This window comes from uncultured Clostridium sp., assembly GCF_947039605.1.
Lineage (GTDB): Bacteria > Bacillota > Clostridia > Clostridiales > Clostridiaceae > Sarcina.
The window spans coordinates 67,769-80,886 of sequence record NZ_CAMQZG010000013.1 but is presented as its reverse complement, the minus strand read 5'-3'; the positions used below and the strand labels follow the sequence as shown (position 1 = coordinate 80,886).

The 13,118-nt window shown below is 28.3% G+C and carries 11 protein-coding genes; 7 read left to right on the top strand and 4 right to left on the bottom strand.

From position 1 onward, the window contains the following. Positions 1–1,274, top strand: a 1,274-nt coding sequence (locus Q0V24_RS06730) for an N-acetylmuramoyl-L-alanine amidase (protein ID WP_297519733.1), incomplete at its 5' end; no start/stop codon positions are given. Positions 1,275–1,443: 169 nt separating this feature from the next. Here Q0V24_RS06730 and brnQ read toward each other — a convergent pair. Beyond that, positions 1,444–2,733: a branched-chain amino acid transport system II carrier protein gene (gene brnQ, locus Q0V24_RS06725; RefSeq protein ID WP_297519731.1), complete on the bottom strand. Its 1,290-nt coding sequence runs from the start codon at positions 2,731–2,733 to the stop codon at positions 1,444–1,446. A gap of 600 nt (positions 2,734–3,333) precedes the next feature. Between brnQ and Q0V24_RS06720 the strand changes: the two genes are divergently transcribed. Beyond that, positions 3,334–5,295: an FUSC family protein gene (locus Q0V24_RS06720; protein ID WP_297519729.1), complete on the top strand. Its 1,962-nt coding sequence runs from the start codon at positions 3,334–3,336 to the stop codon at positions 5,293–5,295. Positions 5,296–5,317: 22 nt separating this feature from the next. On the opposite strand, the gene Q0V24_RS06715 is transcribed toward Q0V24_RS06720, so the two are convergent. Together Q0V24_RS06715 and Q0V24_RS06710 are read right to left on the bottom strand one after the other, a co-directional pair. Beyond that, complete coding sequence (locus Q0V24_RS06715) at positions 5,318–6,157, bottom strand: MerR family transcriptional regulator (protein WP_297519727.1); 840 nt, start codon at positions 6,155–6,157, stop codon at positions 5,318–5,320. Next, on the bottom strand, positions 6,145–7,182 hold the full coding sequence (locus Q0V24_RS06710; RefSeq protein ID WP_297519725.1) for an FUSC family protein: 1,038 nt from the start codon (positions 7,180–7,182) through the stop codon (positions 6,145–6,147). The genes Q0V24_RS06715 and Q0V24_RS06710 overlap by 13 nt, the downstream gene beginning before the upstream one ends. 339 nt (positions 7,183–7,521) lie before the next feature. Between Q0V24_RS06710 and bioB the strand changes: the two genes are divergently transcribed. From bioB to bioA, 3 genes are read left to right on the top strand one after another with little or no spacing between them, the layout of a single operon-like run. After that, positions 7,522–8,487, top strand: coding sequence for a biotin synthase BioB (gene bioB, locus Q0V24_RS06705; RefSeq protein ID WP_297519723.1), 966 nt, complete (start codon positions 7,522–7,524; stop codon positions 8,485–8,487). A 1-nt stretch (position 8,488) separates the two neighbouring features. Continuing rightward, the gene (bioD, locus tag Q0V24_RS06700) at positions 8,489–9,175 is read left to right on the top strand and encodes a dethiobiotin synthase (protein ID WP_297519721.1); all 687 of its coding nucleotides are present in this window, start codon (positions 8,489–8,491) and stop codon (positions 9,173–9,175) included. Next, positions 9,168–10,529 (top strand): adenosylmethionine--8-amino-7-oxononanoate transaminase, encoded by a 1,362-nt coding sequence (bioA, locus tag Q0V24_RS06695; RefSeq protein WP_297519719.1) that lies wholly within the window; start codon positions 9,168–9,170, stop codon positions 10,527–10,529. Before bioD ends, bioA begins: the two co-directional genes overlap by 8 nt. A gap of 57 nt (positions 10,530–10,586) precedes the next feature. On the opposite strand, the gene Q0V24_RS06690 is transcribed toward bioA, so the two are convergent. Beyond that, on the bottom strand, positions 10,587–10,982 hold the full coding sequence (locus Q0V24_RS06690; RefSeq protein ID WP_297519717.1) for a hypothetical protein: 396 nt from the start codon (positions 10,980–10,982) through the stop codon (positions 10,587–10,589). 176 nt (positions 10,983–11,158) lie between these two features. Here Q0V24_RS06690 and Q0V24_RS06685 point away from each other — a divergent pair, with 176 nt between their 5' ends. Further along, positions 11,159–11,950, top strand: a complete 792-nt coding sequence (locus Q0V24_RS06685) for a 6-carboxyhexanoate--CoA ligase (protein ID WP_297519715.1) — start codon at positions 11,159–11,161, stop codon at positions 11,948–11,950. Beyond that, complete coding sequence (locus Q0V24_RS06680) at positions 11,943–13,088, top strand: pyridoxal phosphate-dependent aminotransferase family protein (RefSeq protein ID WP_297519712.1); 1,146 nt, start codon at positions 11,943–11,945, stop codon at positions 13,086–13,088. Before Q0V24_RS06685 ends, Q0V24_RS06680 begins: the two co-directional genes overlap by 8 nt. Positions 13,089–13,118: the final 30 nt, after the last annotated feature.

Here is a 13,118-nt window from a genome sequence, read left to right as displayed (position 1 = left end):
AGATAATAGGTAAAGATGGAAGTAAAACTACAACACAAAGAGTGATAAAAGTAGTGAAAAAAGAGACAAAAATAGCTATAGATACGCCAACTACGAATCAAGCTATAAATGGTGATAATTTAGTAGTAAGAGGATGGGCATTAAATGCATCAGGAGTAAAAGAAATTAAGATGTATTTAGATAATGTATATAAAGGACAGGCTAAATTAGGTGGAAAAAGACCAGATGTAAATAATGCATATCCAGGATATCCTAATGGTATAAATAGTGGATATGAAGGAAATATAGATTTAAAATCTGTAACATCAGGCAATAGAACACTTAAACTAGAGATAATAGGTAAAGATGGAAGTAAAACTACAACACAAAGAGTGATAAAAGTAGTAAAACCTCCTACTAGAATTTCGATAGATTCACCATATAATAACCAAAGTATTAATGGTAGTTCGTTAGTGATAAAAGGATGGGCATTAAATCCATCAGGTGTAAAGCAGATAAAAGTTTACATAGATGGAGCCTATAAAGGACAAGCTAAATTAGGCGGGAAAAGACCAGATGTAAACAATACATATCCGGGATACCCTAATGGTATAAACAGTGGATATGAGTTTAAGGTGGGTTTAAAAGATTATTATGGTGGTAATAAAAAAATAACATTAGAAGTATATGGAAATGATGGGAGCATAGATAAGTTTGAAAGAGGATTTTATTTAAATAAATTAAATGTTGTTGATTTAGGTTTTGAATTTGATTTTGGTTTAACAGGACCAAGTCCTAATAATCCTAATAAAATAATACTTCATCATGCGGCAGGAAATGCTACAGCAGCATCAGTTCATAATTTTCATAAGTATACTAATGGATGGTCTGGAATAGGATATCATTTCTATATTCATAAAGATGGAACTATTTATAAAGGGAGAGATGAAAGTTGGAGAGGTGCTCATGCAGCTGATGTTTCATCAACACCAGGTTATAATGATGGAAATCCTTTAAATGATACAAATGCAACATCTATAGGTATTGCAGTTCAAGGTAATTATCATCCAGAGAGTCATATTTCGGTTGACACAAAGATGCCAAAAGCTCAAGAGGATGCAATTGTTAAAGTTGGGCATTATTTAATTGAGAAATATGGTAATATGGAGATATTTAAACATGGATCTCCTGGAATAGGACATACAAGTTGTCCAGGTAATTATTATCCATTTGATAGAATTAAAGCAAGAGTTTTATCAAAATATATTTATGGAGTTTATAACACAGAAATATAAAGTGGACAAGCTATAAGATTAAGAACTACCTAATTATTCAAAGTTAGATAGTTCTTTTAAATTTAAAAAATGAGATAAAGTAAAAGGACAAGCTACTAATAAAAGTAACTTGTCCTTTCTTTGTATATATTTAATTTATCTAAGCTATAGCCTAGATTATAAGGGGAAACTAAGCAAGTTCACCTTCAGCATCGCTATCTCTTTTTACAAAGATATTTGATACTACAAAGGCTACTATAGCAGGAAGTACCCATCCAAATCCAATACTATACATTGGAAGTATAGATGCTAGTATATTATCAAGTGGTAAGATAAATCCAGCGACAAATGTTAGTATGCTTATTGTAAGTGTTACATATACAGATACTCTGTAAACCATTTTACCTTTTACCCATTTATCTGCAAGGTTTAGTAGTATTAGTACTATTGTTATAGGATATATGATGTTAAGTATGCTTGCTGAGAATGATACTATTCTATCAAGTCCCATGCTTGCAACACCTATACTTACTATGCACATTACAATTACATTTATTTTGTATTTAAGTTTTCCTTTTGATATTCTCTCAAAGAATTCTCCACCTGCTGATAGAAGTCCGATTGATGTTGTGAAGCAAGCAAGTCCAAGTGCAATTCCTATTGCTATTCTACCCATGTTTCCAAGGATTGATTCTGATAAGAATAGTAATAGTGATGAGTTAGACATTTCATTTCCAAGACTACCAGTTCTAGAGCCAAGGAAGATAAGTCCTCCATAAACAATTCCAAGTCCAACTATTGCAATGATAGAAGCTTTAACAGTAACTTGTACAATTTGTTTTTCTTTGTATCCTTTTGATTTAACTGCACCTATAATAAGTGAAGCAAATATTATAGAAGCAAGTGCATCCATTGTTTGGTATCCTTCTACTAATGAGTTTGATAATGGATTTATAACGCTTGCTGAAGAGTATCCAGCTATTGGGTTAATAATCCCTTTAACTATAAGTACTATAAGTATTAATAAAAGTACTGGTGTTAAAAACTTACCTATTGTTTCTATAACTCTTGATGGTTTTAAAACAAATATTAAGTTAATTGCAAAATATAATATTACAAATAAGAAAGGATTAAAACCTGAGAAATTTGGTAATATTGAAATTTCAAAAGTTGTTGCAGCTGTTCTAGGAATAGCAAGCAGTGGTCCAATCATTAAGAATAAAACGATTGAGTATATTTTTGAAAAGTTTTTCCCAACTTTTATAGACATTTCTTCAAAATTTCCGTTATTTTTAGTAGCAGCTAGAAGTCCAAGCAGAGGTAGTCCAACTCCTGTTATAGTGAATCCAATAATTCCAAGCCAGTAATGCTCCCCAAGTATTTGTCCAAGATATGGTGGGAATATTAAGTTTCCAGCTCCAAAGAACATTGAAAATAATGCGAATCCGATAATTAAGTAATCTCTAGTTTTTTTATTCATTACTATATTCCCCCTTTAAAGTGATGTTCAAGTTAATAATTTTCTGAATCCTATGTAACGTTCAGATTAAAGTGATTTACATATGGTTAGTATTTCTAAAATTCCATCTGAATTATAAGAAATTTAAAGATGCTAGCTATAAACACTTTGTTATTATTTGCCCCTGTTTCTTATTGATAAGTTAAGTTTATCAAAAATCATTTAACGATTCAATGGGCTTTAGAAGATAAAAATGATAAATGGTTAAAAATTAACATATAAAATTATCAATTTGGCAACAAAATCATTGAAAAAGTAAATAAAAAATATTAAAAATGCGATATAGGACATTTTCATTATGAATTTATCAAAAAATATAGGAGGTTTCTAAAAATAAAAACTTTTTGTGAAGATTTTTCAGAGATACTAAGAGAAGCTACGTAAAATGATGTAAAAGTCTACATGATATGCTTAATTTGATAAACTAAAGAAATTGGAGTAGAAACTAGATTTAAAGGGAATCGACAAGGTGAAATACTAAGCGTATAATACAATAAACAAAAGATAAAATAAAAGAGTATTTTATGTGATTTATATAAAATATTATTTAGGGGTGTAGTAATGGACAAAGAGTCCCTTTTGGGGAATATATTAATTTTCTTACTTTCAGCAGCAATGATTTTTGTCTCGGCAAAATATCTAGGTCATGATAATTTAATGGTTGGAATTACAGGACTGTTTCTTTTAATAGCAATACTTAATAAGGATTTTTCAAGAACGCCATTTAGAGCAATCTTAAAAATTTCATTCTTAACAGGATTTATAGGTTTTGTTCCATATCTGGTTAATTTAAATATATACATAGGATTTTTTATAAACTTTATAGCAATATTTATAATGATTTATTTAGTTGTATATACTCTTAATAAAACAATTTATTTTCCATTCTTATTTGGATATACATTACTTTTATTTACTAATGTCACAGGAATAAATTTAAGTGATAGAGTTTTAGGTATGATAGGTGTTGGAATTATAGCTGTTGTATTCCAAGTTATTTTTATAAAAGTAACAAAGAAAAAAGAGTTAGAGAATAAAAATTTAATGCAAATAATAGATTCTCTTATTATAAATATAAACAATTTTAGTAGTGGCGAGATTATAAATAAAGATTTTGAAAGATTTAAAGAACTTAGTGCGATTTGGAGTAGGGATATTTTAGAGAAAAGAAATAACAGTTTCTACTTGCAAGAAGATGAGAATATAGAACTTAATCTTATTGCAGCACTTGAACATATAGGAAATATAGGTAGTGAATTTTCAAAAAAAATAAAAAAAGGAAGTATAGATTATCAAGCATTGCTAATAGATGTGAATATTTTACTTTCTAAGTTGAAGGGGTTTTTAAATAAAGGACATGGTATACATGAACTTGATAAAGAACTTGTAAGACTTAATGAAAAGTATAGTTATAGAAAAAGTGAAGTTGATGTTTATGAGGTTTTAGAGAGTCTTAAAGTTATAGATAATTTAACTGATGAGCTTTTAGAGTTTGAAAAGATTAAGTTTAAAAAACCTAAAATTTTAACATGGGAAGAGTTGAAAAGTGAGTTTAAAGAAGCTTTTAGATTATTAAAGGGTGATTTTAATAGAAACTCAGTTAGATTTATATTTGCTTTTAGAACAGCACTTTTAGTTGCAGGAGCCTATTTTATTGTTAAGTATTTTGATTTAGCACTTGGAAAGTGGATGATATTCACTATAACATCAGTATCTCAGCTTTATAATAATACAGTTAAAACTAGGGCAAAGGGAAGAATTATAGGAACTGTTGTTGGGGCAATAATTTATCTGCCTTTATCAATGATATTTGTTGAGGTAGAACCAAGAATAGTGATTATAGCAATAGCAACATTCTTAATGATTAATTTCAAAAAATATGCTTATAGCACAGCAATGCTTACAGTATTATTCCTTGGGGTAGTTACTATAAATGTTAAGGATATTATGCTATATGCAGAGGATAGAGTATTCTTTGTTGCACTTGGTATTATAGTAGTATTAATAGGAAACAAAATAATTTTCCCATATAGTCTAGAGAAAGAAACTGAAATGCTTGTTGAAAAGTATCAAGCAGTTTGTGGAGAGATATTAGATAAAACAATGTATATTTATACTCAAAAAGGTACAAGAGAAGAGATTAGAAGGCTTATTTTGATTGCTAAAGGTTTTGAAAATAAGATGATTATAAATAATACAGCACTAGACAGTGATTTACTTAGACAATTTAGAAATGAGCAAAGAATGTTTTTATCAGATATTCATAATATTTTAAATAGAGTTGAGTATTCAGATAACTCGCTTATGGATAATGGGCTTCAAAGAATGGAGCGTATAAAGCTTATGAGAAAAGAGCTTGAAGTTATACCAGTCGAGAATAAGAATGAATGCCAAGCAGTATTTAAAAAGTATTCTGATACAGTAAAAAAACTTAGTGAGAAACTTATATATCTTGATGTTTATGAAATGATAAAATCATATAAAAAGAGTGAAGTATTAAAAAATACTTTAGTCAAAAAGTAAAAAAGAGTACTAATAGCAAGGTTTATTTGCTGTTAGTACTCTTTTTTTTATAGTTAATATTTTTTAAAATTTTAATTTCGCCATAATACCATTTAGCATTGTTACTTAAAAGTAGGCCTAATCTTTTACCTAAAATCATTATAGTTTCCTTATTTAAATTATTATATTCTATTAATTTTGCTATATGGTCTAAGATCTCTTTTTGTGAACCCTTCACCTTTAACGTTACTACATCTGCTTCTAATATAAAAATATCCAATGGCATATTTAATATTTTCTCAGTATTTTTAATAATATCTAAATTAGCAAGCTGTGTATTTAGATACATAGAATTACCTTGAATTAATTCATTATTAGTAAAGGTGTAATCTGAAAACCACCGTGGGCCTTGATTTTCATTGCTTAAATATTTAAGTAATTCGTACATTTTATCTTTAAATATTTCTCTTATATTTACATGATAATAAACTGAATTTTCTTTGGAAAATTTGAGTTTAATCATTTTGGTTAAATCATCATCTTTTATCATATCAAAAAAACTATTTTTAGTTTCCTTGATATACTCTTTTATTAACGTTAGCTCTTCTAATTTTTTAGTAATCAGAATTTCTTGTTTATTTATAAGTTCTTTATAGTCACTTATATTTGAACTTTCTTGTATACGTATTATTTCTTTTAAATTTATTCCGATTTTTTTTGAAGCTAGTATAAATTTAAGTTTGTTTAAATCAGCCATAGAGTATAATCTATAGCCAGAATTTGATATTATAGAAGGCTTGAATAAGTCTATTTTATCGTAATATCTAAGAGTATCTATACTTATATCAAATATTTTACTTACTTCACCTATTAAGAAATACATCTATCTTTATCACTTCTTTCTAAATTTTTTGATTTGAATTTATTCATTAAATGAGCTACTAATTTTTCAATCTCAAATAATACTAATATTATTATACACCCAAGTACTGTGAAAATTATTCTATATTCACTTAAAAATAGATGTGTTTGTGTTTTGTAGAATAATGAGTCTATGCTTAATGCAAAAAATGTTATACAAATAGATTGGTAAGCGTAGTATTTCATTGGGTAAAACATAAAGTATACGGATGCTATAGTTGCTAGTGTAATAATAAAAGAAAAACTTCCACTAAATATATAAGTTGCTGCTATATAAATAATTGCGCCAGAAATAGTCCCTAGTACTCTGTGTATTACTTTTTTTAGTGAAAGACCTTTATCAGGAAGTAACACAACAAATAAAGTTATTGCAAGCCATAGTCCATGATAGGCATAGAAATATTTCATTGAAACAATTGCTATTGTATAAGCTATTGAGCTTAATATATTAAATCTAAATTTGAAATTTTTAAAAGCATTGAAGTCTTCAATATCAATTTCTGCTTTTGGAGCTTCTTTTCCATTAAAATAAAATTTTCTAGTTAAAATGAAATAAGCTAGAAGTATTAATAATGATGATACTACAGAACCTATAAGTAATGAAGAATAATTTATATTAGGAAGTTTAATACTCATATACACTATAAACATAAATAAGTAAAAGAAACCCATTGTTCTTGATGATTTTTTGTAGTAAATAAATATTTTATTTATCACTAAAGAAAGTATTAGTGTAGATATGCCTAAAGTTAAATAGTTTATATTTGCTATCATAGTTAATATAATTGTGAAAACTTGAACTCCAAGTATTATAAAGTATTCTTTAACCATTTTGCCTTTAAAGTTTTTGTCCATCATACCAAGTGTGATTATAGTTCCACAAATTCCTAGTATTGCACCACTAATATTAAAAGTTATATATAAAATTCCAGTTAGTAATATTAAAGTTATTAATAATTTTATTACTAATAAATGTTTTTGTTTCATTTGTTTCAGCTCCTATATTATATTTTGAAAAATCAAATCTCTTTGATATTATAAAGTATAAACCATGGAGTAACTCTAGTGTAAATGTAAAAAAAAGGATAAAAGCATACTGTGAGTATTTAGAAAATAAAATATTATTGACATTTTGATTATCAAACTATATTATTTAATTACATTTTGAAATAGTTTGATTATCAAAATATGTCGAGTTTTGGCATGAATAGCTTTTAAAAGATAGTTTTTAAGGTTTTTTTCATAATCAAAATTCGTATGAATTATGTGGGTTTATATAATTGGAATTAGGGATATTATTAGATATTTTGAGAGGATGTTGTTTTTATGATAAATATAAATGATTTAAAAGATAAAGTTTTAGATGGATATAAATTAAATAAAGAAGAGGCGTTAGCATTGTATAACACAAATGAAGTGGACAAGCTTAAAGAAGCAGCTAATGAAATTAGAGAGAAGCTTTGTGGAAAAAATGTTGACCTTTGTTCTATAGTTAATGGGAAAAGTGGGAAGTGTTCAGAGAACTGTAAGTACTGTGCACAGTCAATTCATTTTAAAACAGGGGTTAGTGAGTACCCATTAATGCCTTATGAAGAGGTAGAAAAATTAGCTAAAGAGAATGAGAGTGAGGGAGTTAATAGATTTTCTATTGTTACTTCTGGTAAAGGGCTTTATGGAAAAGATTTTGATAGAGTTGTAGATTATTATGATAGATTAAAGAAAAATTGTGGAATAAACCTTTGTGCATCACATGGGATTGTTAATAAGGAATCTTTAAATAAACTTAAAAATGTTGGTGTTAAAAGATACCATCATAATCTTGAAACATCAGAGAAGTATTATGGAGAGATTTGTACAACACATACTTATAAGGAAAGAATTGATACAATTCAGTATGCAAAAGAGCTTGGACTTGAAGTTTGTAGTGGTGGAATTATAGGAATGGGTGAGAGTATAGAAGATAGAGTTGATCTTGCTGTAACTTTAAGAGATTTAGAGATTATGTCAATTCCAGTTAATGCACTTATGCCAATTAAAGGTACGCCTTTAGAGAATGCAAAAGATTTAACTGAGGAAGATATTTTAAGAACTATTGCTATGTTTAGGTTTGTTAACCCTACTGCAAATATAAGACTTGCAGCAGGAAGAAATCTTTTAACTGGTTTTGGAGAAAGTGCTTTTAAAGCTGGGGCAAATGCTACAATCACAGGAAATCTTTTAACTACTTGTGGAAATAAGATTAAAGATGATAAAGAGATGATAAATAAATTAGGATTAGAGGTTAGTGAGTAAGATGGATAAAGGGATTTTTGTTTTAGGAACTGATACAGATATAGGAAAAACTTTTGTAAGTGGGTTATTGCTTAAAAAACTTAGAGAAGATGGCGTAAATGCAGGATATTTCAAGGCTGTTTTAAGTGGAGCAGAGATTGAAAAAGAGAGGCTAATCCCCGGGGATTGTAAATTTGTATGTGAAGTATCAGGTCTTAAAAAAGATTATGATAAGATGGTTTCTTATACATTTAAAAATCCAGTTTCACCTCACCTTGCAAGTATAATTGAAGGTGTTGATATATCATTTGAAAAGATAAAAAATGATTATATTAATATAACAAAGGAATATGATTTTACATTATGTGAGGGAAGTGGTGGAGTGATTTGTCCTATAAGTCTTGCAGATGGAAATGAAATAATGCTTGAAGATATTGTTAAAATGACAAATCTTCCAGTAATTCTTGTTGCAAGGGCAGGGCTTGGAACTATAAACCATACATTTTTAACGGTTAACTATTTAAAGCAAATGGGAGTTTCAATTAAAGGAATTATTTTAAATAATTTTGATAAAAATAGTCTTATGCACAATGATAATAAGAAAATTATAATGAAGCTTACAGGAATTGAGAATATAGTTACAATACCAGAAACAATAGATATTAATGATTTAAATTTAGATGATTTAGGGAGATTAATTTATGGATAAGCTAGAAAAACAAAAACTGATAGAGAAAGATTTAAAATATATATGGCATCCTTGTTCTCAAATGAAGGATTATGAGGAACTTAGTCCTATTATTATAGAAAGAGGGAAAGGTGCATATCTTTATGACCTTGATGGAAAGAGTTATTTAGATTGTGTTAGCTCATGGTGGTGTAATCTTTTTGGTCACTCAAATGAAAGACTTAATAATGCACTTAAAAATCAAGTAGATAAGCTTGAGCATGTTATATTTGCCAACTTTTCTAATCTTCCAGCTATTGAACTTTGTGAAAGACTTGTAGATGTTACAGAGGATAATCTTCAAAAAGTATTTTTCTGTGATAATGGTTCATCAGCAGTTGAGGCAGCTCTTAAAATGAGTTTCCACTATCATCAGCAAAGTGGGATGCAAGGTAAAAAAAGATTTATAGCTTTAGAAGATGCTTATCATGGTGAAACTATTGGTGCTTTATCAATGAGTGATTTAGATATTTATAGTGAAGTTTATAAACCTTTAATGATAGATGTTGAAAGAGTACAAGCTCCAGATTGTTATAGATGTCCATATTCAAAGACTAGAGATAATTGCGCGTGTGAATGTTTTGAACATATGGAAAAAGCAATGGTAGAGAATAAAGATGAACTTTCAGGTGTTATAGTAGAGCCACTTGTTCAAGGGGCAGCAGGGATGAAGATTTATCCAGCATTATATCTTAAAAAACTTAGAGATGCTTGTGATAAGTATGATATTCACTTTATAGCAGATGAAATTGCAGTTGGGTTTGGTAGAACAGGTAAAATGTTTGCAACACAACATGCAGGAGTAAGTCCAGATTTTATGTGCCTTTCAAAAGGGATAACAGGTGGATATATGCCAATGGCAGTGGTTATGACTACTAATAAAGTTTATGATTGTTTCTATGATGATTATAATAAGTACAAAGCATTTATGCACTCACACACATATTCAGGAAATGCACTAGGCTGTGCAATAGCAGTTGAAGTTTTAAATATATTTAAAGATGAAAATATATTAGAAATGGTAAATAAAAAAGGAGAAATCCTAAATGCTAAATTAAAAGAAGCTTTACTAGGACATAAGAATGTTGGAGAAATCAGAAATATAGGAATGATTAATGCAATAGAACTTGTAACAGATAAAGAAACAAAAGAAACTTTCGATTCAAAAGATAGAATAGGCTACCAAATCTATAAAAAAGCTTTAGATAATGGGCTTTTACTTAGACCACTTGGAAATATTCTATACTTTAACCCTCCTTATGTTATAAATGAGGAAGATATGGACTTTATGATAAAGCAAACAAAGAAGAGTCTTATAGAAATTTTAGGCGAGTAATAAAAAAGGGCTACTTTAAAAGTTAAGCCCCTATGTATATGATATATTATCAAATATTTAGGCGTTAGATTTTTTTAGTAAAGCCCTTTTTATATTTATAAGATATTTAATAAAGAATATTAAACTAGGTAATGCTGCGCATATAAAATTAGTTATTTTCATTGGTGCGAGTTCTATAAAAAATTGTAGATTAGAAAGACTACCAATGCTAAGGAATAAAGGTATAGCTAAAAAGACTAAGTTAACTAAATTTTGCTTTGAGCTAAATGTGTAGAAAACGTAGATAATAGTTAATGCTACAAATAATATAGACATTCCAATAATGTTTGATTTACTAATAACTACTGGAATATCAGAAGTTAAAGATATAGAAATAACCCAAAGGATAAATAATGCGAAGCTAAGTATAAATCCAAAGAAAATATCACCAAAGTTATCATGTTTATTTGGCATAAAACCTCCTAATAATAAATAAAATTTTAGCTATAAATAAATAGCTAATACAAAGTTTAACAAGGAGATATAAGGGAAGTATTAATAGGCTATTGAAAGAATATGAAGTAAGAAAAAATTAATATAAAGAGGTGAAAAAGAGTCTTTTTTAATTAGTAAAGTTGGGAAGTGAGTGTATGGAATTATATAGTGTGAAAATGAGAGGTTCAAAAGAAGAGGCTCATATATCGGGTGCAGAGAATATTGTTACTAAAGATAAGCTTGAGGATGTTGTAAATGCTCTTATAAAAAGGTCACTTGAACATTCTAAAGGGAGTGCAGATTTTATAAATATAAAAATAGAAAAGGTTGAAAGTGAAAATATAGAATATTTAGAGCCACTTGAGGCTACAACTATAAATGTTTGTAATAAGGAAGAAGGATTTATAGGTGTAAAAAAAATTCTTAGAGATATAGGGATTGATTCAGATAAAGTGAATAAGGCAGTAGATATTTTATATAGTATTAAAGATATGAGAGGTGCAGTTTTACTAGATATAGCTTCTATGAAAAGATTAGAAAAGGACAAATCTAGGGGGATAAGAGTTACTTATATGGATTTAGAAAACAGAGATGCAAAGGGACTAATTAAGTCACAAAAGTATAATACGCACTTTATAGAAGCTTTAGTTCTTGCAACTAAGGTTATGGGATGCCCACAAATTATAGGTGAGATATGTTACTCAGATGACCCTGATTATACAGCGGGTTATGTGGCTACTAAAGAATTTGGTTATGTTAGATTTGACCATTTAAAAGAAAAAGGAAGTTCAAATGGTGGTAGAGTATTTTTATATGATTCATCAAAAGGCAAGTTAGAGGAGTCTATAAATTATTTAGAAAAGCAAAGAGTTATAGTTAGAGATAATATAAAGATTAATGAGAGTGTTGATATAGAAAAATTAATGGAGTGTGGATTAAATGGATGATTTAAAACAAAAGTTAGAAAGTATAAAAGAAAATAATCTTCTAAGAAAACTTAAATACCTAGAATCACCACAAGAAAAAAATATTATAATAGAAGGAAAAGAAATGCTACTTATGGCATCTAATAATTATCTTGCACTAGCTAATAGAAAAGAATTAAAAGAAGAAGCTATAAAAGGGATAGAATTATATGGAGTTGGGACAGGTGGTTCAAGACTTACAACTGGAAGTTATAATGTACATAGAGAACTTGAGGAGAAGCTTTCAAAGTTTTTTGATAGAGAAGATACAATAGTTTTTAATAGTGGATATACTGCTAATATAACAACATTGCAAGCTATATGTGATGAGAGTTATATTATATTTAGTGATGAACTTAACCATGCAAGTATAATAGATGGGTGTAGATTATCAAAAGCTAAAATAGTAGTATTTAAACATAATAATATAGAAGATTTAGAAAAAAAATTAAAAGAAAACACAGCAGAAAATAAACTTATAATAACAGAAGGCGTATTTAGCATGAGTGGAGATATAAGTCCGCTTGATAAAATAGTTAAACTTGCTAAAAAGTATAATGCAAAAACTATGGTAGATGATGCACATGGAATTGGAGTTGTAGGTGAAAAAGGTAGAGGGATATTAAGTCACTTTAATATAAATAAAGAAATTGATATTTATATGGGAACACTGAGTAAAGCAATAGGGACAGAAGGTGGCTTTATAAGTGGAGATAAACATATAGTAGAGTTTCTAAAGAATAGAGCAAGAGGGTTTATTTATTCAACATCTATAGCAGCCTCACTATGTATGGCAAGTATAAAATCACTAGAGATAATGGAAAGTGAAGATTTAAATAAAAGTCTTAGAGAGAATATAGAATACTTTAATCAGAAGTTTAAAAATTTATTTGAAGATTTGATATGCGAGAGTGCAATAATAAAAATTCTAATAGGTGATGAAAAAAAAGCAGTAGAGATAAGCAATAAACTTTTAGAAGAGGGTATCTGTATACCAGCAATAAGATATCCAACAGTAAGAAAAGGTGAGGCAATTCTTAGAGTATGCTTAATGAGTTCGCACACTAAAGAAGATATTGATAGAGTATATGGTGAGATAAGAAAATTAAATTATCAATAAGTGAAAAAATAGATTTAAGAAGAAATTTTA

What these genes read in the sequence shown, in the direction of transcription:
- bioA (WP_297519719.1), top strand. Translation starts at nt 9,168, where the DNA reads ATGGATAAGCTAGAAAAACAAAAACTGATAGAGAAAGATTTAAAATAT.
- Q0V24_RS06690 (WP_297519717.1), bottom strand. Translation starts at nt 10,982, where the DNA reads ATGCCAAATAAACATGATAACTTTGGTGATATTTTCTTTGGATTTATA.
- Q0V24_RS06685 (WP_297519715.1), top strand. Translation starts at nt 11,159, where the DNA reads ATGGAATTATATAGTGTGAAAATGAGAGGTTCAAAAGAAGAGGCTCAT.
- Q0V24_RS06715 (WP_297519727.1), bottom strand. Translation starts at nt 6,157, where the DNA reads ATGTATTTCTTAATAGGTGAAGTAAGTAAAATATTTGATATAAGTATA.
- Q0V24_RS06710 (WP_297519725.1), bottom strand. Translation starts at nt 7,182, where the DNA reads ATGAAACAAAAACATTTATTAGTAATAAAATTATTAATAACTTTAATA.
- bioB (WP_297519723.1), top strand. Translation starts at nt 7,522, where the DNA reads ATGATAAATATAAATGATTTAAAAGATAAAGTTTTAGATGGATATAAA.
- bioD (WP_297519721.1), top strand. Translation starts at nt 8,489, where the DNA reads ATGGATAAAGGGATTTTTGTTTTAGGAACTGATACAGATATAGGAAAA.
- brnQ (WP_297519731.1), bottom strand. Translation starts at nt 2,733, where the DNA reads ATGAATAAAAAAACTAGAGATTACTTAATTATCGGATTCGCATTATTT.
- Q0V24_RS06720 (WP_297519729.1), top strand. Translation starts at nt 3,334, where the DNA reads ATGGACAAAGAGTCCCTTTTGGGGAATATATTAATTTTCTTACTTTCA.
- Q0V24_RS06680 (WP_297519712.1), top strand. Translation starts at nt 11,943, where the DNA reads ATGGATGATTTAAAACAAAAGTTAGAAAGTATAAAAGAAAATAATCTT.